The organism is Paraburkholderia yinzeri, from assembly GCF_046581065.1.
GTDB lineage: Bacteria > Pseudomonadota > Gammaproteobacteria > Burkholderiales > Burkholderiaceae > Paraburkholderia.
In genome coordinates this window covers 781,244-800,556 of sequence record NZ_JBFOCJ010000001.1, presented here as the reverse complement: position 1 = coordinate 800,556, position 19,313 = coordinate 781,244, and the positions used below count along the sequence as shown (strand labels likewise).

The 19,313-nt window shown below is 63.3% G+C and carries 18 protein-coding genes; all 18 read right to left on the bottom strand.

Translation table 11 applies throughout. The features are described 5' to 3' along the window. Window positions 1-58: 58 nt before the first annotated feature. Window positions 59-940 carry a F0F1 ATP synthase subunit gamma gene (gene atpG / locus WJ542_RS03890; protein ID WP_411188012.1) on the bottom strand — a complete coding sequence of 294 codons (882 nt, stop codon included), beginning with the start codon at window positions 938-940 and terminating at the stop codon, window positions 59-61. Window positions 941-1,024: 84 nt separating this feature from the next. After that, a complete protein-coding gene (atpA, locus tag WJ542_RS03885) occupies window positions 1,025-2,566 on the bottom strand; it encodes a F0F1 ATP synthase subunit alpha (protein WP_411188010.1) in 1,542 nt (513 codons plus the stop codon). A 59-nt stretch (window positions 2,567-2,625) separates the two neighbouring features. After that, on the bottom strand, window positions 2,626-3,165 hold the full coding sequence (locus tag WJ542_RS03880; RefSeq protein ID WP_411188008.1) for a F0F1 ATP synthase subunit delta: 540 nt from the start codon (window positions 3,163-3,165) through the stop codon (window positions 2,626-2,628). 2 nt (window positions 3,166-3,167) lie between these two features. Continuing rightward, entirely contained in the window at window positions 3,168-3,638 is a 471-nt protein-coding gene (locus WJ542_RS03875) for a F0F1 ATP synthase subunit B (RefSeq protein ID WP_411188006.1), read from the bottom strand. Window positions 3,639-3,833: 195 nt separating this feature from the next. Beyond that, complete coding sequence (atpE, locus tag WJ542_RS03870) at window positions 3,834-4,124, bottom strand: F0F1 ATP synthase subunit C (RefSeq protein ID WP_156954257.1); 291 nt, start codon at window positions 4,122-4,124, stop codon at window positions 3,834-3,836. 114 nt (window positions 4,125-4,238) lie between these two features. Then, entirely contained in the window at window positions 4,239-5,087 is an 849-nt protein-coding gene (atpB, locus tag WJ542_RS03865; protein WP_411188004.1) for a F0F1 ATP synthase subunit A, read from the bottom strand. A gap of 110 nt (window positions 5,088-5,197) precedes the next feature. After that, window positions 5,198-5,722, bottom strand: coding sequence for an ATP synthase subunit I (locus WJ542_RS03860; protein ID WP_411188002.1), 525 nt, complete (start codon window positions 5,720-5,722; stop codon window positions 5,198-5,200). Between the two features lie 328 nt (window positions 5,723-6,050). After that, the gene (locus WJ542_RS03855) at window positions 6,051-7,190 is read right to left on the bottom strand and encodes an SLC13 family permease (RefSeq protein WP_411188000.1); all 1,140 of its coding nucleotides are present in this window, start codon (window positions 7,188-7,190) and stop codon (window positions 6,051-6,053) included. A 34-nt stretch (window positions 7,191-7,224) separates the two neighbouring features. After that, a complete protein-coding gene (locus tag WJ542_RS03850) occupies window positions 7,225-8,112 on the bottom strand; it encodes a ParB/RepB/Spo0J family partition protein (protein WP_411187998.1) in 888 nt (295 codons plus the stop codon). A 59-nt stretch (window positions 8,113-8,171) separates the two neighbouring features. Then, the gene (locus WJ542_RS03845) at window positions 8,172-8,942 is read right to left on the bottom strand and encodes a ParA family protein (RefSeq protein WP_411187996.1); all 771 of its coding nucleotides are present in this window, start codon (window positions 8,940-8,942) and stop codon (window positions 8,172-8,174) included. A 65-nt stretch (window positions 8,943-9,007) separates the two neighbouring features. Next, entirely contained in the window at window positions 9,008-9,697 is a 690-nt protein-coding gene (gene rsmG / locus WJ542_RS03840; protein WP_411187994.1) for a 16S rRNA (guanine(527)-N(7))-methyltransferase RsmG, read from the bottom strand. Then, the gene (mnmG, locus tag WJ542_RS03835; protein ID WP_411187992.1) at window positions 9,694-11,652 is read right to left on the bottom strand and encodes a tRNA uridine-5-carboxymethylaminomethyl(34) synthesis enzyme MnmG; all 1,959 of its coding nucleotides are present in this window, start codon (window positions 11,650-11,652) and stop codon (window positions 9,694-9,696) included. The genes rsmG and mnmG overlap by 4 nt, the downstream gene beginning before the upstream one ends. Window positions 11,653-11,871: 219 nt before the next feature. Further along, window positions 11,872-12,627, bottom strand: a complete 756-nt coding sequence (locus WJ542_RS03830; RefSeq protein ID WP_411187990.1) for an ABC transporter ATP-binding protein — start codon at window positions 12,625-12,627, stop codon at window positions 11,872-11,874. Further along, on the bottom strand, window positions 12,627-14,414 hold the full coding sequence (locus tag WJ542_RS03825; RefSeq protein WP_411187988.1) for a branched-chain amino acid ABC transporter ATP-binding protein/permease: 1,788 nt from the start codon (window positions 14,412-14,414) through the stop codon (window positions 12,627-12,629). The genes WJ542_RS03830 and WJ542_RS03825 overlap by 1 nt, the downstream gene beginning before the upstream one ends. A 4-nt stretch (window positions 14,415-14,418) precedes the next feature. Further along, entirely contained in the window at window positions 14,419-15,474 is a 1,056-nt protein-coding gene (locus WJ542_RS03820; protein WP_411187986.1) for a branched-chain amino acid ABC transporter permease, read from the bottom strand. Window positions 15,475-15,648: 174 nt separating this feature from the next. Further along, window positions 15,649-16,815 carry an ABC transporter substrate-binding protein gene (locus tag WJ542_RS03815; RefSeq protein WP_411187984.1) on the bottom strand — a complete coding sequence of 389 codons (1,167 nt, stop codon included), beginning with the start codon at window positions 16,813-16,815 and terminating at the stop codon, window positions 15,649-15,651. A 590-nt stretch (window positions 16,816-17,405) separates the two neighbouring features. Continuing rightward, a complete protein-coding gene (locus WJ542_RS03810; RefSeq protein WP_411187982.1) occupies window positions 17,406-18,377 on the bottom strand; it encodes a branched-chain amino acid ABC transporter permease in 972 nt (323 codons plus the stop codon). Continuing rightward, window positions 18,377-19,261, bottom strand: a complete 885-nt coding sequence (locus tag WJ542_RS03805) for a branched-chain amino acid ABC transporter permease (RefSeq protein ID WP_411187980.1) — start codon at window positions 19,259-19,261, stop codon at window positions 18,377-18,379. Before WJ542_RS03805 ends, WJ542_RS03810 begins: the two co-directional genes overlap by 1 nt. Window positions 19,262-19,313: the final 52 nt, after the last annotated feature.

Here is a 19,313-nt window from a genome sequence, read left to right as displayed (position 1 = left end):
CAATACCTGAATTCTTCAGTCGCGCAAAGGCGCACTCTCGAGCCAAGTTCCGGTCCGCTTACACAGCGGCGGCGCCGCTGACGATCTCCGACAATTCCTTCGTGATCGCGGCCTGCCGGCTCTTGTTGTACGACAGCTGCAGTTCGCTGATCACCGTCTTCGCGTTGTCCGAGGCGGCCTTCATCGCAACCATGCGCGCCGACTGTTCCGACGCCATGTTTTCCGCGACCGCCTGGTACACCAGCGCTTCAACGTAACGCACGAGCAACTCGTCCACGACCAACTGCGCATCCGGCTCGTAGATGTAATCCCACGACGCTTTCGGCGTGCCGTCGTCGGCGCTGGCGTCGAAGTCCTCCGCCGACAGCGGCAGTAGCTGCTCGATCACCGCCTCCTGCTTCATCGTGTTGACGAAGCGCGTGTAGGCGAGATAGACGGCCGACAGCTTGCCTTCCGAATACATGTCGAGCTGCGCCTTCACGGCACCGATCAGCTTTTCGAGGTGCGGCGTGTCGCCGAGCTGCACCGACTGCGACACCACCTTCGCGCCGAAACGATTCAGGAAACCGAGACCCTTGCTACCGATTGCGGTGGCTTCGATCTTCACGCCCTTCTCGTCCAGCTCCTTGAACTTCTGCAGTGTCGCGCGCAGCACGTTGGTATTCATACCGCCGCACAGACCCTTGTCGGTCGTAACGAGGATGAGACCCGCAGCCCCGGCGCCTTCGTTCACCATCATGAACGGATGGCGGTACTCCAGGTTTGCACGGCTCATGTGCGCGGCGATGGCACGGACCTTGTCGGCATACGGGCGAGCCGCGCGCATGCGCTCCTGGGCGCGGCGCATCTTCGATGCGGCCACCATCTCCATCGCCTTGGTGATCTTGCGCGTGTTCTGCACGCTCTTGATCTTGCCGCGAATTTCCTTCATTCCAGCCATAACTTGCTCCTTTGTCGACCCAAGTTAGCGCTTTAGCGCTTACTCGGGTCCCAGTCCGTTTATCGTGTTTGATTCCCGGACGGATCAGTATGCGCCGGACTTCTTGAAGTCCTTGATAGCCGCATGCAGCGCGTTCTCGTCGTCCTTCGACAGATCCTTCGTGTCCTCGATACGCTTCACGAGGTCGGCGTGGCTCGTCTTCAGGTACTCGCGCAGGCCCTTTTCGAACGGCAGAACGTCCTTCACCTCGAGGTCGTCGAGGTAGCCGTTGTTCGCCGAGAAGAGCGCGACAGCCAGCTCCCACACCTGCAGCGGCTGGTATTGCGGCTGCTTGAGCAGTTCCGTCACGCGGCGGCCGCGCTCGAGCTGCTTGCGGGTGGCTTCGTCGAGATCCGAGGCGAACTGGGCGAATGCGGCCAGTTCGCGATACTGCGCGAGGTCGGTACGGATACCGCCCGACAGCTTCTTGACGATCTTCGTCTGCGCTGCGCCACCGACGCGCGACACCGACACGCCGGCGTTGATAGCCGGGCGGATACCCGCGTTGAAGAGGTCGGTTTCGAGGAAGATCTGGCCGTCGGTAATCGAGATCACGTTCGTCGGAACGAACGCGGTCACGTCGCCGGCCTGCGTTTCGATGATCGGCAGGGCGGTGAGCGAACCCGTCTTGCCCTTCACTTCGCCGTTCGTGAACTTCTCGACGTAGTCGGCCGAAACGCGCGCGGCGCGCTCGAGCAGACGCGAGTGCAGATAGAACACGTCGCCGGGGTAAGCTTCACGGCCCGGCGGGCGGCGCAGCAGCAGCGAGATCTGGCGATAGGCCCAGGCTTGCTTGGTCAGATCGTCATAAATGATCAGCGCGTCCTGGCCGCGGTCACGGAAGTATTCGCCCATCGTGCAGCCCGAGTACGGCGCGAGATACTGCAGCGCGGCCGATTCCGAAGCCGAGGCGGCCACGACGATCGTGTACTCCATCGCGCCCGTTTCTTCGAGCTTGCGCACCACGTTCTGGATCGACGAAGCCTTCTGGCCGATCGCGACGTAGATACAGATGAGGTTCTTGCCCTTCTGGTTGATGATCGTGTCGACGGCCACCGCGGTCTTGCCGCACTGACGGTCGCCGATGATCAGCTCGCGCTGGCCACGGCCGATCGGCACCATCGAGTCGATCGACTTGAGGCCCGTCTGCACCGGCTGCGACACGCCTTCACGCCAGATCACGCCCGGGGCGATCTTTTCGACCGCGTCGGTCAACTTCGCGTTGACCGGGCCCTTGCCGTCGATCGGGTTGCCGAGAGGATCGACCACGCGGCCGATCAGTTCCGGGCCCACCGGCACTTCCAGAATGCGACCCGTCGTCTTGACGATGTTGCCTTCCGAGATGTGTTCCCACTCGCCCAGAATCACCGCGCCGACCGAGTCGCGCTCGAGGTTCAGCGCGAGGCCGAAGGTGTTGCCCGGAAATTCGAGCATTTCACCCTGCATCACGTCCGAAAGGCCGTGGATGCGCACGATACCGTCGGTCACGGAGATCACGGTGCCCTGGTTGCGAACGTCTGCGCTCGCTTCAAGGCCCTGGATCCGGCTCTTGATCAGCTCGCTGATCTCAGAGGGATTGAGTTGCATTATTCGCTCCTGATGTTCAATTCTGTTGCGTGCCAGCCGCTGCTGCGTGCAATCGATGCTCAGGCGGCCAGTACCGCTTGCATCCTGGCGAGCCGCGCGCGGACCGAGGTATCGAGCACTTCGTCGCCGACCGTGACGCGCACGCCACCGATGAGCGACTCGTCGACTTCGACGGAAGGCTTCAGCTTGCGTTTGAACTTGTGTTCGAGACTGGCGACGAGGTCGTTCAACTGTGCGCCTTCGAGCGGAAACGCGCTGACGATCAACGCGTCGGCTGCGCCCTCTTTGGCGTTCTTGAGCGATTCGAACTGCTCGTGAATTTGCGGCAGCAGTTCCAGGCGATGGCCCGCAACCAGCATCTGCACGAGGTTCTTCGCCTCGGCGCTGTCCTTGAGCGGCGACTTCACCGCCGACAGCAGCAGATCGACGACCTGGGCGTGGCTCACTTTCGGGCTCGACGCGATCGACAGCACCTCGGGCAAAGCCGCAACCTGCGCCAGCTCGGCGACGAGCGAGGACCAGGCTGCGACGTCACCCGCTTCGGCCACGGCGAACAGGGCTTCTGCGTACGGGCGGGCGATGGTTGCAAGTTCGGCCATGATCAGAGCTCGGCTTTCAGTTGATTCAGCAGGTCGGCATGAGCCGTCTGGTCGACTTCGCGCTTCAGGATCTGCTCGGCACCGTGGACGGCGAGTGCGGCGACTTCCGCGCGCAGTCCTTCACGCGCCTTGATGACCTGCTGCTCGGCGTCGGCTTTCGCCTGGGCGACGATGCGCGCCGCTTCCGCGTGCGCCTGGCCCTTGATTTCTTCGGCGAGCGCCTGCGCGCGCTTTTCGGCTTCGGCGATCCGGTGCTGGCCTTCAACACGGGCCTGCGCGAGATCCTGCTCGACGCGCTTGTGCGCCGCCGCCAGTTCCTCTTGCCCCTTTTCGGCTGCCGACAGACCGTCGGCAATCTTCTTCGAGCGCTCATCGAGGGCGTTGACCATCGGCGGCCACACGAACTTCATCGTGAACCACGCGAGGATCAGGAACACGATCAATTGCGCAAACAGGGTTGCGTTGAGATTCACGGTGTTTCCTTCCAAACGTTGCTATAGAGATGCCCGGCAACCGGTGGCCGGATCCAGTGGATCGCCACCCCGGCCGGGCATCCCGTCACTGGCCCCGCGCCGGGCCCGACTCAGTTTGGCAAACTCCACGCCGGAGTCGCGTGCAATATTCGCGGCCAATCTCAGTATGGGCGAGACGCGGTCATCCAGGGAAACTTATCCCGCGATCTTCGACAACAGCGGGTTGGCGAACGCGAACAGCATGGCGATACCCACACCGATCAGGAATGCAGCGTCGATCAGGCCAACCAGCAGGAACATCTTCGTTTGCAGCGGGTTCATCAATTCGGGCTGACGTGCGCAGGCCTCGATGTACTTGCCGCCCATCATGCCGATACCGATACATGCGCCACAAGCGCCCAGACCGATGATGATGCCGATACCGATGGCGGTCGGCCCTTGAATGAGAGCGGTCAGAGCGTGGATGTTGGCGAGCAAATCTTGCATGATTATTCCTCTGAAAAAGACTTGATTACTTGATTTAAAAAAACCGGAAAGCCAGTTAAAGAAACCGGTAAAGCGAGACCCAAACCACAACCTGATGCTACGGGCAGCGCGGCCTTAGTGCTTGTCGTGCGCCTGGCCGAGATAAACCAGCGTCAGCATCATGAAAATGAACGCCTGCAGCAGCACGATCAGGATGTGGAAGATTGCCCAGACGCTGCCCGCGATCACGTGCCCGATAAAGCCAAGCACACCGAAATCCAGGCCGAAGCCCCACATGCCGCCCAGAAGCGCGATCAGCAGGAACAGCAGTTCGCCCGCATACATGTTGCCGAACAACCGCATCCCGAGCGAAACCGTCTTGGCCACGTATTCGATAATGTTCAGCGCGAGATTGGGAATCCAGAGCAGCGGATGGGCGCCGAACGGCGCCGTGATCAGCTCGTGCAGCCAGCCGCCCAGGCCCTTGATCTTGATGCTGTAGTAGAGCATCAGAATGAAGATGCCGAGCGCCATCCCGAAGGTCGCGTTGACGTCGGCGGTCGGCACGATCCGCTGGTGCGGAATCGCCGAGGAAAGGCCAAGCAGACCAATGACACGGCCGGCCAGATCGACCGGCAAGAGGTCGAGCGAATTCATCAGGGCAACCCAGATGAACACGGTCAATGCCAGCGGTGCAATAAAGGTGCGGCTGCCGTGGATCATGCTCTTGGCCTGATCCTCGACCATCTCGACCAGCCACTCGATCGCGCATTGAAAGCGCGACGGCACGCCCGACGTAGCCTTGCGTGCGGCCAGCCACAGAATGAGAATGGTCGCCAGGCCAGTCAGGATCGACCAGAACAGCGTGTCGTAATTGATGATGGAGAAGTCGACGACGCTCGATTGCGGCTTGCTCGAGAAGAACGTCAGGTGGTGCGTGATGTATTCCGCAGGTTCGAGCAGGTGCGATTCGCTTGCTGCCATTTTTTCAGACACCTTAGCAATATTAAAATACGTTCGGCCTGCCGCCCTCGGTTCATCGGCACGCCGGCCGCCAGGGCGCGCGCACGATTACCGAACTCGACAGACACTGATCAAAACGCCAGTGCGACCCAATACGCCTTGAGCCCCACCAGGTAGGCCGCCAACATCGGCAGCCAGCGCACCTCATGATACGTCTCGCCGATAGCGACGAAGAGCGCCAGCGTGATGCCGGCCTTGAACGCTTCGCCCGCCACCAATGCCATCCTGGAGCGGCCTCCTGAGCGCTTCAGGTACAGCGCGAACAGGCCGCCCGGAACCCAGCACACGGCGCCGCCAAGCAAGGCCGACAGGACGGCATGCATGGACCGGTCAAAAAACAGCCAGACAATTAGCGCCACCAACAACGACAAAGCTATTTGTGCTGCCACGACCCGCAGCGGCGTTACACGCGACGGACGATCCACTTTCGGGCCGAACAACTTCCTGGCTTCATCCCGCGTAAGTGGAGTAATTGTATTTTCTTGCTCGATGTCCCAATCATCCCGAGGGGATGATGTCCGATCGTTGGAGCGCTGCTGCGCCCCCCGCGGAGCTGACGCCTCAGACGGCGACAGGTCAGGCGATTTGCGCATCATGCAGATCCTTGGTCCGGCCTACGCCTTACACAAGGCCTTCAGGCGCATCAAACTGTCAATCCGGCCAGATTGTAAGCGATAGTGGCAGGTGATTCAAGATTTTAGGTCGCTCTGTAACGCCTGTGAAACAGCGCATCATGATGCGAAAAAGCGGCCTTTTCGAGGGGAATAAACGACGACTGTAAGGTTCTCGCGTGCGCCTGAAAATGCGACGCGGATCAATGGCGAGGCGAATTGTTAAAGCGGACGTCGAGGTGGCTATTGCCGCAGAGCGCGACACTCATCCACTCGGCGGAAAAACGCTGGAGCAACGCCCCGGAACACCGGATCAAAGATGCAGCAGCAGCCAGCCGCCCGTTGCGCCGGCGAGCAGCCAGAACGGGATGGAATAAAGGTGAAACGGCAGCCACATGCCACGCTCTCCGGCGAGGCGCACCGCAATCAGGTTGGCGAGCGAACCGATCGCGAATCCGAAGCCGCCGACGCTCACCCCGAAAGCCAATGCGCGCCAGTCGTGCGTGAACCCTGCGAGCACGATGGCGGCCGGAACATTACTGATGATCTGCGACAGCACGGCTCCTGCGACATATCCGCGCAGCGGAGCCTCCAAAGCGAGACTGCCGAGCAAACCGTGAATCCACGGTAGCGCGGCCGCACTGCGCAAGACAATGAACATCAGCACGAAGATGCAGAGCAGCAGCCAGTCGATCTTCAACACGATGCGCGGGCGCCACACCAGAAAGCCTGCGGCAACGCCCGCGAGCGCGATGCCGGCGTGATGCGCATCGGCTAGCAGCACGAACGCGACGAAGAGCACCCCGGCAACACTCGCAAGCGGGCGATCGACCGGGTGCGGATCGGTGTCGGTCGAAAGATCGAGCGGCCGGGATTTGAAAGAGAACACGGCGAGGACGAGCAGCATCGTCATCAGCATGGCGCATAGCGGCGCCAAAGCCGCAACGAAGCGGCCGAACGAAACGCCGCTCAGTTGCCAGAGAAACAGGTTCTGCGGATTGCCGAGCGGTGTCAGCACCGAGCCCGCGTTCACCGCGAGCGCAACCATGATCACGAGCTGTCTGAGAGGCAACGGGGTGAGCCGGTGCAGCGAGAGCATGAGCGGCACGACCACGAACAGCGCTACGTCATTCGTCACGATCGTTGCGAGCGCCGCGGCCAGGGCGATCAGGAACAGGGCCAGCGCGCGCTCGGAATGAATGCGCCGCACGAGGCGGTGGGCCATCCACGTCAGCAATCCTGAATATTCGATCGCCTTCGTCAGAATCAGCAGGCCCGCGAGCGTCATGACCGTCTGCCAGTCGACCAGCGCGGGCAGCGAGGCCCAGGCGCGCGGGGCGAACACCTGGAGCAGCACGAATGCCGCAACCAGGATGGCGAGCACCGGCTCCGAAACGGCGAGCGCGCCGATACGGCGCAGGAGTCCGCGCGCAGCGTGCCGGGTTTCAGGCAAGGGTTGGCCGTCGCGCACGTCTGCGGCAGCGAACTCAGGCCGCCGTTTCGCCGCGCAGGCGCAGCAGGATGCCGTCGAGCGCGTCGAGGTCGCCGAAGTCGACTGTCAACTGCCCGCGCCCTCGCCTGCCCAGCTTGATCTTCACCGTGGCGGACAGCAGGTCGGAGAGCTCCTCTTCGAGGCGCCGGGTATCGCGGCCGCCGTCATGGGGCGCCTTCGCCTTCAGCACGGGCGTGGCCTTCGTCGTGGCCGTCACGAGCTTCTCGGTCTCGCGCACCGACATCCGTTTGTTGACGACCTGGTTGGCGAGCGTGATCTGCGTCGCCGCGTCCACGGCGAGCAGCGCGCGGGCGTGGCCCATGTCGAGGTCGCCCGCGAGCAGCATGGTCTGCACCGGCGCGGCCAGATTCAGGAGACGCAGCAAGTTGGACACGGCGCTGCGCGAACGGCCGACGGATTCCGCCGCCTGCTCGTGCGTGAAACGAAACTCGTCGAGCAGGCGCTGGATGCCCTGCGCCTCTTCGAGCGGATTGAGGTCTTCGCGCTGGATATTCTCGATCAGCGCCATGGCGGCCGCGGCCTGATCCGGAACGTCCTTCACGAGCACCGGCACCTCGGTCAGACCCGCAATGTGCGCCGCGCGGAATCGCCGCTCGCCCGCGATGATCTCGTAACGGTCGGTGTCGATCGGGCGCACGAGGATGGGCTGCATCAGGCCCTGCGCGCGAATGCTCGCCGCCAGTTCCTGCAAGGCGCCTTCGTCCATGCGCGTACGCGGCTGGTATTTGCCCGCCTGCATCTTCGTAAGCGGCAGCGTGTTGGGCGCGCTGTCGATCTTCACCGCCTCGGTAATGTCCGCGCTGCCGCCAAGCAGCGCCTCCAGTCCGCGGCCCAGTCCTTTCTTCCGTGCTACTGCGTTCATCGTGCTCCCTCAGTCTGCATTGACCGCGAGGTGTGTCAAAAGCGATGTCAAAAACGGCGTCAAAGCGCGCGCACCCGCTCGATCATTTCCGCACCGAACTGCACATACGCCTGGGCGCCGCGCGACGCGCGATCGAACACCACGCCCGGCAGCCCATAGCTGGGCGCCTCCGCGAGGCGCACGTTGCGCGGGATCACCGCGTCGAACACCTTGTCGCCGAAGTGCTCCTTCAACTGCTCCGACACCTGCTGCTGCAACGTGATGCGCGGATCGAACATCACGCGCAAAAGGCCGATCACCTTCAGGTCGCGGTTCATGTTCGCGTGGACCTGCTTGATCGTGTTGACGAGATCGGACAGCCCTTCGAGCGCGAAGTACTCGCACTGCATCGGGATCACGACGCCATGCGCCGCGCACAGCCCGTTGAGCGTGAGCAGCGAGAGCGCCGGGGGGCAATCGATCAGCACAAAGTCGTACTCGGCCTCGACCTGCTCGAGCGCGTTCCTCAAGCGGCGCTCGCGCTGCTCCATGGAGACGAGCTCGACTTCGGCGCCGGCCAGTTCGCGATTGGCCGGCAGCACGTCGTAGCCCACGGCTTCGGGGCGCGTGCGCGCATCGAGCACCGTCACGCCGTCGACCAGTACTTCATACACCGTGTTCTCGCACGCGGCCTTGTTGATGCCGCTGCCCATCGTGGCGTTGCCTTGCGGGTCGAGATCGATGAGAAGGACACGCTGTCCCTGCGATGCGAGGCTCGCGGCGAGATTGACCGTTGTCGTCGTCTTGCCGACGCCGCCCTTCTGGTTCGCAACGCAGAAGATTTTTGCCATCTTTCGAGTGTCCCTTTTACTGCCTTGGATAGTTTGCTTACGTTATCGCGCCTGCACTGCCGCTGTCACGCCGGTTCGACCGTCACTTCGAGGAGATGCCGCTCGGCGTCCAGCATCGGTACATCGAGGCGAATCGTCTGCACCACTTGCGCACCGTCCGGCAAGCGCTCGACTTCGCCGTCCGGGCGCACGCCCTTCATCGCCCAGATCGCGCCGCCATCGGCAACCAGATGCCGGGCCAGTGTAACGAAATCGGCGAGCTCCGCGAATGCCCGCGACACGATCAGATCGAATTTTTTCGGCACTTCGACCCCAGGGCGCAGCGACTCGACACGCCCGGTGATCACGGACAGGTTCGCGAGACCCAGTTCGGCCTTCGCCTGAGACTGGAATGCTGTCTTCTTGTGGACAATGTCGTTCAGCGTCACGGACCAGCCCGGCCGCGCGATCGCCAGCACGATACCCGGCAAGCCGCCGCCGGAGCCCACATCCAGCACCGCGGCACTCTCGCGCAAAGGCAAATGCGGCAGGATCGAGAGGGAATCGAGAATGTGCTGAATCAGCATCTGGCGCGGGTCGCGGATCGCGGTCAGGTTGTAGACCGCGTTCCATTTCGCCAGTAGCGCAACGTAGTCGAGCAATTGCCCATGCTGCCGCTCGCTCAGTTCGATGCCAAGCGTCTGGACGCCCTCCTCCAGCATTCGGGCCAAGGCCTCGCGATCCGCGACGCCGGGTTGCCGCGCGCGGCCCGTCATTGCGCCACCGGCGTGTTGTCCGAGCCGGAATCGGCCGGATTCTGACGCCGACGGCCAAGGCCGCGCTTGAGGTGCACCATCAACAGCGAGATCGCGGCCGGCGTCACGCCCTGGATACGCGACGCCTGGCCAATAGTTTCGGGTCGATGCTGCGTCAGCTTCTGGCGCACTTCGAACGAGAGGCCTCGCACCTCGGCGTAGTCGATACCCTCCGGCAGGCGCGTGTTCTCCTGCGCGCCGTTGCGCTCGATTTCGTCGGCCTGACGATCGATATAACCCTGATATTTGATGCCAATCTCGATCTGTTCCTTGATCTGCGCGAGCAGGATCTCGTCGCCGGCCAGCGGCGTTTCGGGGCTGCATGCACCTTCGCGCAAACCGCACACGCCGTCGTAGCTAACGCCCGGGCGGCGCAGCAGATCCGCGAGGTTGTACTCGCGATCGATCGGCTTGCCGAGCAGCGCCGTCGCCTCTTCGGCCGGCAGGCTTTTCGGATTCACCCACGTCGACTTCAGGCGCTCTGTTTCACGTGAAACAGCGTCGCGCTTGCGGCTGAATGCTTCCCAGCGCACATCGTCGACGACGCCCAGCTCGCGGCCAATCTCCGTCAGGCGCATATCCGCATTGTCTTCGCGAAGGCTCAAGCGGTACTCGGCACGGCTCGTGAACATGCGATACGGCTCCGAAACACCGCGCGTTACCAGATCGTCGACCAGCACCCCCAAGTAGGCTTCGTCGCGGCGCGGGCACCACGCGTCCTTGCCCTGCACCTGCAGACCCGCGTTGATCCCGGCGAGCAGACCCTGTGCCGCGGCTTCTTCATAGCCGGTCGTGCCATTGATCTGGCCCGCAAAAAACAGACCCTGGATCACCTTCGCCTCCAGCGACGCCTTCAGGCCGCGAGGATCGAAATAGTCGTACTCGATTGCGTAACCCGGACGCAGGATATGCGCGTGCTCAAGGCCGCGCATCGAATGCACAAGCTCCAGTTGGACGTCGAACGGCAGGCTCGTCGAGATTCCGTTCGGGTAGAACTCGTTGGTCGTCAGTCCTTCCGGCTCAAGGAAAATCTGGTGCGATTCCTTCGAGGCGAAGCGGTGAATCTTGTCCTCGATCGACGGGCAGTAGCGCGGCCCCACCCCTTCGATCACGCCCGTATACATCGGCGAGCGATCGAGACCGCCGCGAATGATGTCGTGCGTACGCTCATTCGTATGCGTGACCCAGCACGGAATCTGGCGCGGATGCTGTTCGGCGCGGCCCAGGAACGAGAACACCGGCACCGGATCAAGGTCGCCCGGCTGCTCTTCCAGTACCGAAAAATCGATCGTGCGGCCGTCGATGCGCGGCGGTGTACCCGTCTTCAGGCGGCCCTGCGGGAGCTTCAATTCCTTCAGGCGCGCCGACAGCGTCACCGCTGCCGGATCGCCGGCGCGGCCGCCCGTGTAGTTGTTGAGACCCACGTGAATCTTGCCGTCGAGGAACGTCCCCGCCGTCAGCACGACTGCCCGGCTGCGGAAGCGGATGCCAACCTGCGTCACCGCTCCGACCACGCGGTCGCCCTCGACCATCAGGTCTTCGACCGCCTGCTGGAACAGCCAGAGATTCGGCTGGTTTTCCAGGCGCCGACGGATCGCGGCCTTGTACAGGATGCGATCGGCCTGCGCGCGCGTCGCGCGCACTGCCGGCCCCTTCGACGAATTCAGGATACGGAATTGAATGCCGCCTTCGTCGGTAGCAGCCGCCATCGCGCCGCCCAGGGCATCGACTTCCTTCACCAGATGGCCTTTGCCAATACCGCCAATCGACGGATTGCAGCTCATCTGGCCAAGCGTCTCGATGTTGTGCGTGAGCAGGAGCGTCTTGACGCCCATGCGGGCGGCGGCAAGCGCGGCCTCGGTGCCGGCGTGACCGCCGCCGACGACGATTATGTCAAACTCTGTGGGATAAAACATGGCCGGACCTCACGCACGGCGAACCTGCGTGAGCCTTCTCAGAAAAAGTGGGATGGGCGAATTATAACGGTTTAGCGTTTTGAGCCGCTCACGCCCGAATTTTTGTCGGCCTGAGTTAAGGCCTCGGCCCTCTTACTTCTGGCCCAAGCAAGGCCAGGGCGAAAAAAAACGGTGTGTTTCACGTGAAACACACCGCTTCGTGAACAACATACAGAGTCGTCAGGCCGTCTTTTTCGCCAGGCCGAGATACGTTTCGATAACGCGGGGATTCTGCGCCAGCTCGTTCGCCGGCCCTTCCAGTGCCAGATCGCCGGTCTCCAGCACGTAGCCGTAGTCCGAAATCTGCAGCGCCGCGCGCGCGTTCTGCTCGATCAGCAAGGTCGCCACGCCGGTCTGCCGCAGCGCACTGATGATATGGAAGATCTCCTTCACGATCAGCGGCGCCAGGCCGAGGCTCGGCTCGTCGAGCATGAGCAGATCGGGCTTGCCCATGAGCGCCCGGCCGACGGCCAGCATCTGCCGTTCGCCGCCCGAGAGCGTCCCGGCCGCCTGAGCTCGCCGTTCCTTGAGCCGCGGAAACAGATCGAATACGTGATCGAGTTGATCGAGGAAGTTGCGCTCGCCCGCCCGCTTGCGCCGATACGCGCCCAGCACGAGATTGTCCTCGACGGTCATCGTCGCGAACAGTTCGCGCTTTTCCGGCACGAGACACATGCCGCGGGCAACGCGCTCCTCGATCGGTAGCGCGCCCACCTCTTCGCCCAGATAAGCGATCCGCCCGCCCGCATGACCGGTGGCGGGCAGCGCGCCCATGATGGCGTTGAGCAAGGTGGACTTGCCGGCGCCGTTCGGCCCGATCACGGAGACGATCTGCCCGGCGCCCACCGTGATCGCGGCCTGGTGCAGCGCCTCGATCTTGCCGTAGCGAACCGAGAGGCGGGAGACTTCCAGTACAGGAGTCACTGGCGCTTTCATCACTCCACCCCGCCCAGGTAAGCTTCGAGCACCGCCGGGTCCTTCTGCACTTCCTCAGGCAGCCCCTCCGCGATCCGCGTGCCAAACTCCATCACGACCAGCCGGTCGGTGAGGTTCATCACGAAATCCATATCGTGTTCCACCAGCAGCACGCTCATCCCCTCTTCTTTCAGCTTGCGCAGCAGTACGGCCAGTTGCTGCTTCTCCTGGTAACGCAGGCCGGCCGCCGGTTCATCGAGCAGCAGCAAGGTCGGGTCGCAGCAGAGTGCGCGCGCGATCTCCAGAATTCGCTGCTGGCCAAGCGCGAGACTGCCGGCCTCTTCGTACATATGCTGATCGAGGCCAACGCGACGGAGCTGCCTCGCCGCCTCGCCCATGAGCCGCCCTTCCTCCGCAGCGTTGAGCTTCGCGACGCTGCGCAGCACGCCCGCGTGGCCGCGCAGATGCGCACCGATCGCGACGTTCTCCAGCACCGTCATCGTCGGTAGCAGCTTGACGTGCTGAAACGTACGGCCGATTCCGCGCGCGACGATTTCACGTGAAGTCAGCCGGTCGATGCGCTCGCCGCGGAACGTGATCTCGCCGCTCGTCGGCTGCAGCACGCCGGTCACCAGGTTGAACGTGGTCGATTTGCCTGCCCCGTTCGGGCCGATCAGGCCGATGATCTGGCCGGCGCGCACCTCGAAGCTCACGTCGTTGACGGCGACCAGACCGCCGAACTGCTTGCGCGCCTTGTCGACCGTGAGCAGCAACTCGCCGGCGGCGGGTTTGCTGCGCTGCGGCAAAGGATCGGCATGATCGGGCACATGGGCCTGCGAGCCGCGCGGAAAGAATCGTGCGACGAATGGCCAGACACCGCGTCGCGCATATTGCAGCAGCAGCACCATCAGAATGCCGAACACGATGATCTCGAAGTTGCCGTTCTCGCCCAGCAGTTTCGGCAGGATGGTCTGCAGCCAGTCCTGCAGCACGGTCAGAATCGCCGCGCCCAGCACCGCACCCCAAACGTGCGCCACGCCGCCCACCACCGCCATGAACAGATACTCGATGCCGTGGTTCAGGCCGAACGGCGTCGGGTTCACGGCTCGCTGCAAATGGGCGTACAGGAAGCCGGAAACGGCCGCGAGCACGGCCGCATAGACGAAGATGACGACGCGCATCCACGCCGTGTTGACGCCCATCGCCTCGGCCATCAGGCCGCCGCCGCGCAGCGCGCGAATGGCCCGCCCGGCGCGGCTATTCAGCAGATTTTGAACCGAGACGACCGACAGCAGCACGACAACCCAGATCAGGTAATAGATATGGCGCCCCGAATCGAGCTCGATGCCGAACACATTGAGCGCCGGAATGCCGTTGATGCCGTCGTACTTGCCGAGCGCGTCGAGATTGCCGAACAGGAAGTACAGCGCCAGACCCCAGGCGATCGTCCCGAGCGGCAGGAAGTGCCCGGAGAGCCGCATCGTCACGAGTCCCAGCACGAGCGCCACGAGCGCCGTCAGCACTACGCCCGCGATCAGTGCGAACCACGGCGAGATGCCGTACTGGGTCGTGAGATACGCCGTTGCATAAGCGCCGATTCCGACAAACGCGGCTTGCCCGAAGCTCGTCATCCCGCCGATGCCGGTCAGGAGCACAAGCCCGATAGCGACGATCGCATAGAGGCCGATGTAGTTCAGCAGCGTGATCCAGTATTCCGGCATGTGCACGGGACCAGGCAGCACCGGCAGCGCGAACATGACGATCAGAAACAGCCAGAAGAAGCGGTTGCGCAGAATGATTCGTTTCATCGCCTCACTCCTCCTCTTCTTCGGTGTGCGGCGTCGCGAAACTGCGCCACAGCAGCACGGGGATGATGAGCGTGAACACGATCACTTCCTTCCAGGAGCTGGCCCAGAACGACGAATACGATTCGAGCAGACCGACGAACACAGACCCCGCGGCGGCCAGCGGATAGCTCACGAGCCCGCCGATGATCGCGCCCACGAAGCCCTTCAGGCCGATCAGGAAGCCTGAGTCGTAATAGATCGTGGTGAGCGGCGCGACGAGAATGCCGCACAGCGCGCCCAGCCCCGCAGCAAGGGTGAACGCAAGCCGCCCGGCCTGCGTCGTGCCGATGCCGACAAGCCGCGCGCCAAGCCGGTTCACGGCCGTGGCGCGCAGCGCCTTGCCCGAAATCGTGCGGTCGAAGTAGACGTACAGCGCAACGATCAGTACGGCGGCCGTGCCGATCACCCAGAGGCTTTGCCCCGAGATCGAAAGACTGCCGATGTTGAACGTGGCGTCGGAAAACGCATTGGTGCGCGAGCCTTCGGCCCCGAACATCACGAGGCCGAGCCCGACCATGACGAAGTGCACCGCCACCGCGACGATGAGCAGCAGCAGCGTGGTCGCCTCCGCGATGGGCTCGTAGGCCAGCCGGTAAATGAACGGCCCCATCGGCACGACGATCGCGAGCGTGAGCGCGATCTGCACGAGCATCGGCAGCGGCCCGGCAGCCACGCTGCGCGTCAGCGCGTAGAGCGCGATGGGAAACAGCAGGTACTTGCCCGCGAGCGTCACGAGCGTGCGCGCCGCGTACCGCCGCCGCTCGGCGTGCCGCACGAGCCCCGCGGCTTCCACGACGAAGCAGGCCGCGCCAAGCGCCACGAGCAGCCAGCAAGTGGCCGGAAACTTCTGCGACTGCAATGCCGCGAGCGTGAGTGCGCCATAGGAGACGAACTCGCCTTGCGGAATGAAGATCACCCGCGTAACGGAAAACACCAGCACCAGCGCAAGCGCGAGCAGCGCGTAGATGGCGCCCGTGGTGATGCCGTCCTGCGCGAGGATCGCGGCGATCGATAAATCCATACACCCCTCTTCCTGGAACCCAGTCAGCCTGGAACGTCGAGCAACGGACAGGCGAAACAACAGGACGGCACGAACGCGCCATCCGGCGGGATGCGGCAGCCTGCGGCGGCAAACGCGCGTTCACGGCGGGCCGTCCGCTTCGCGGGCGGCCCCTTTTTCACGCGGGAAGCGACATCAGTCGCCCTGCAGCTTCCACTTGCCGTCGACGACCTCGACGATCACGCGGGCGCGGTCGTCGAGACCGTTGTGATCGGTAGGCGTCGTGTTCATGATGCCGTGCGAGAGCGGCAGTTCCTTGATGTTTTCGAGCGCATCGCGCAGCGCGACGCGGAACGCTTCGGTGCCGGGCTGACCCGATTTCAGCGCAACCGGAATCGCGCGTTCGAGCATCTGCCCGGCATCCCACGCGTGACCGCCGAAGGTCGCGACGGAACCGGCGCCGTAGGCCTTCTCGTAGGCCGCCTTGTAGGCCAACGCCGACTTTTTGACCGGATTCGAATCCGGCAACTGGTCGGCCACCAGGATCGGGCCGGCGGGCAGCAATTCGCCGTCGCAGTCCTTGCCGCAGACGCGCAGGAAGTCGTTGTTCGCTACACCATGCGTCTGATAGATCTTGCCCTTGTAGCCGCGGTCTTTCAGCGTCGTCGCGGGCAGCGCCGAAGGCGTGCCCGACCCGGCGATCAGCACCGCGTCCGGATTCGCCGACATGAGCTTGAGCGCCTGCCCCGTCACCGACGAATCGGTGCGGTTGAAGCGCTCGGTCTCGACGATCTTGAGGTTGTGCTTCGCCGCCGCCGCGCTGAATTCCTTGAGCCAGCTATCGCCGTAGGCGTCCGTGAAGCCGATGAAGCCCACCGTCTTCACGCCGTGCTTCTGCATGTAGCCGGCAATCGCATCCGCCATCAGGCTGTCGTTCTGCGGCGGCTTGAAGGCCCATTTGCGCTTGTCGTCCATCGGCTGGATGATCGCCGTCGAAGCCGCGAGCGAAATCATCGGCGTCTTGCCCTGCGCGACCACGTCGAGCATCGCCAGCGAATTCGGCGTCACCGACGAACCGATGATCGCGTCCACGTGATCATCGTCGATCAGCTTGTGCGTGTTCTGCACGGCCTTGCTCGTGTCCGACGCGTCGTCGAGCACAATGTATTGCACGCTCTTGCCCGCGATCTCCTTCGGCAGCAGCGCAATCGTGTTCTTCTCGGGAATGCCGAGCGACGCCGCCGGCCCCGTTGCCGAAAGCGTCACCCCGATCTTCACCTGCGCAAGCGCCACGCCGGCGCTCCCCATCAGCGCCATTGCGAGTCCGGCGCTCATCGCCTTCAATGCCCACTTCGTTTTCATTACGCGTCTCCAAACGCCTGGTTTGCGTGTCGATTGACCCCGCGCCAATCACTAATATCTTCGTAAATTGGCGTCGGCCCTTGAGTGTAGTAACCGGCATCGCGCGTGTAACGCATGGTTTTCCCTGCCTGTGCGCGTCTTGCTTGCGCACGCAACAAAAAAGGCACGACGGAAAACCATCGTGCCTTTCTGGCGATGCTGCTGCGGGCCGGATTCGCGATCGCGGGTACTGCTGTTTCGCAGTGCCGCCGGGATGGAAAATCGTCGGCTAAAATAAAAAGCGCTGTTGGACTCCTGTCCAACAGCGCTTCCTTGTCCGGGCACTTTGTGCCTCAGTTGTCTCCTCGTTCTCCACCTGCAAATTAGGTGCATCAGAACTAGGAGAGACTTTAAACTTCGGGCCCCTGGCCTACAACTAGCATTTACCCTAGTGGTGCAGCGCAGCACCGAATTGGGGCGCGCCGACACCATTTTGTCTTAGGGAAAAAGCGCTGATGAACGGCCGCAAGCGTACACGAGAATTCGCTCGTCTGCAGCGCAGCCCGCAGTCGTCGCGTCCGCCATCAGGTCCGCCGCTCAGGCCCGCCACGTCACGCTCGCAAGGGCTTCACGCGCGCGACGATCTCGCCCACGATGCCGCGCCGGAAGGCCAGCACGCACGCAATGAAGATGAGGCCCGTGACGATCGTTGCGGACTCACCGAGCGAGTTGAACCAGCTCACGCCCGTCAGCGAGGCCAGCGCGCCGCCGATATCGCCCAGCCGGTCCTCGAGCGAAACGATCAGCGCCGCGCCCAGCAGTGGCCCGAACAGCGTGCCCATGCCGCCCACGAGCGTCATCAGGATCACGAGGCCGGACATGGTCCAGTAGGCGTCGCCCAGCGTCTCGAAGCCGAGCACGAGCACCTTGAGCGACCCCGCAAGGCCCGCGAGGCCTGCGGAGAGCACGTACGCGAGCAGCTTGAAGCGGTCGGTGTCGTAGCCGAGAGAAATGGCGCGCGGCTCGTTCTCCTTGATCGCGGCAAGCACCTGTCCGAACGGCGAGTGCACGACCCGAACGATGAACAGGAACGCGAGCGCCATGACGAAAAGCACGACGTAATACAGCACGAGATCCGACGAAAGCGACACGAGGCCGAACAGCTTGCCGCGCGGCACCGCCTGCAATCCGTCTTCGCCATGCGTGAACGGCGCCTGCAGGTAGACGAAGTAGATCATCTGCGCGAGCGCGAGCGTCACCATCGCGAAGTAGATGCCCTGGCGGCGGATCGCGAAGATGCCGGTTACGAGACCCAGCAGCGTCGCCGCCAGAGTGCCCGTCAGCACGCCGAGCTCGGGCGTGAAGTTGAGCGACTGCATCGTGTAGCCGGTGAGGTAGCCGGCCGTCGAGAGAAACATCGCGTGCCCGAACGAGAGCAGCCCCGTGTAACCGATCAGCAGGTTGAACGCCACGGCGAAAAGCCCGAAGCACAGCACCTTCATCACGAAGAGCGGATACACCCCTGCGAGCGGCGCGAGCAGCAGGGCGACCAGCAGCAGTCCATAAAGCGCTTTTCTTTGCATCACCTTTCCTTGCCGAAGAGGCCTGCGGGGCGAATCAGCAGCACGATCGCCATGATCACGAACACCACCGTGGCCGACGCCTCGGGCCAGAACACGCGCGTAAAGCCCTCGATCACGCCCAGTACGAGGCCGGTCACGATCGACCCCATGATCGACCCCATGCCGCCGATCACGACCACGGCGAACACCGTGATGATGAGGGGCTGGCCCATGAGGGGCGAGACCTGGATCACGGGCGCGGCCAGCACGCCCGCGAATGCCGCGAGCGCAACGCCAAAGCCATAGGTCAGCGTGACCATGAGCGGCACGTTGATGCCGAACGCCTCGACGAGCTTGGGGTTCTCGGTACCGGCACGCAGATAGGCGCCAATGCGCGTCTTCTCGATCACGAACCAGGTTGCGAAGCACACGACCAGCGACGCGACCACCACCCATGCGCGATAGTTAGGCAGATACATGAAGCCGAGATCGGTCGCGCCCGAAAGCGCCTCGGGGACGTCGTAGGGCTGCCCCGACGAACCGTAGATCGCGCGGAACACCCCCTCGATCGTGAGCGTCAAACCGAAAGTCAACAGGAGTCCGTACAGATGGTCGAGCCGGTAAATCCAGCGCAGCATCGTGCGCTCGATCACCATGCCGAACAGCCCCACCACCACCGGCGCGATGACGAGCATCGCCCAGTACGGCAGGCCGAAGTAGGCAAGCCCCATCCACGTGAGCATCGCACCCAGCATGAACAACGCGCCGTGCGTGAAATTGATCACGTTGAGCATGCCGAAAATCACCGCGAGGCCAAGACTCAGAATCGCATAGAACGAGCCGTTCACGAGCCCGAGCAGCAACTGGCTCAGCACAGCCGGCAGCGGAATGCCAAAGATCGTCATGAAAGCCGCCATCTCCTCAAGATCGCATTCGTGCGGTACGCGACGCGGCACG

Excerpts from the sequence above, each read along its gene's own strand:
- WJ542_RS03825 (WP_411187988.1), bottom strand. The coding sequence starts at position 14,414 with ATGAAACGAATCATTCTGCGCAACCGCTTCTTCTGGCTGTTTCTGATC.
- WJ542_RS03815 (WP_411187984.1), bottom strand. The coding sequence starts at position 16,815 with ATGAAAACGAAGTGGGCATTGAAGGCGATGAGCGCCGGACTCGCAATG.
- WJ542_RS03860 (WP_411188002.1), bottom strand. The coding sequence starts at position 5,722 with ATGATGCGCAAATCGCCTGACCTGTCGCCGTCTGAGGCGTCAGCTCCG.
- WJ542_RS03810 (WP_411187982.1), bottom strand. The coding sequence starts at position 18,377 with ATGCAAAGAAAAGCGCTTTATGGACTGCTGCTGGTCGCCCTGCTGCTC.
- WJ542_RS03850 (WP_411187998.1), bottom strand. The coding sequence starts at position 8,112 with ATGAACGCAGTAGCACGGAAGAAAGGACTGGGCCGCGGACTGGAGGCG.
- WJ542_RS03820 (WP_411187986.1), bottom strand. The coding sequence starts at position 15,474 with ATGGATTTATCGATCGCCGCGATCCTCGCGCAGGACGGCATCACCACG.
- WJ542_RS03880 (WP_411188008.1), bottom strand. The coding sequence starts at position 3,165 with ATGGCCGAACTTGCAACCATCGCCCGCCCGTACGCAGAAGCCCTGTTC.
- rsmG (WP_411187994.1), bottom strand. The coding sequence starts at position 9,697 with ATGACGGGCCGCGCGCGGCAACCCGGCGTCGCGGATCGCGAGGCCTTG.
- mnmG (WP_411187992.1), bottom strand. The coding sequence starts at position 11,652 with ATGTTTTATCCCACAGAGTTTGACATAATCGTCGTCGGCGGCGGTCAC.
- WJ542_RS03845 (WP_411187996.1), bottom strand. The coding sequence starts at position 8,942 with ATGGCAAAAATCTTCTGCGTTGCGAACCAGAAGGGCGGCGTCGGCAAG.
- atpB (WP_411188004.1), bottom strand. The coding sequence starts at position 5,087 with ATGGCAGCAAGCGAATCGCACCTGCTCGAACCTGCGGAATACATCACG.
- WJ542_RS03830 (WP_411187990.1), bottom strand. The coding sequence starts at position 12,627 with ATGAAAGCGCCAGTGACTCCTGTACTGGAAGTCTCCCGCCTCTCGGTT.
- atpE (WP_156954257.1), bottom strand. The coding sequence starts at position 4,124 with ATGCAAGATTTGCTCGCCAACATCCACGCTCTGACCGCTCTCATTCAA.
- atpA (WP_411188010.1), bottom strand. The coding sequence starts at position 2,566 with ATGCAACTCAATCCCTCTGAGATCAGCGAGCTGATCAAGAGCCGGATC.
- atpG (WP_411188012.1), bottom strand. The coding sequence starts at position 940 with ATGGCTGGAATGAAGGAAATTCGCGGCAAGATCAAGAGCGTGCAGAAC.
- WJ542_RS03805 (WP_411187980.1), bottom strand. The coding sequence starts at position 19,261 with ATGACGATCTTTGGCATTCCGCTGCCGGCTGTGCTGAGCCAGTTGCTG.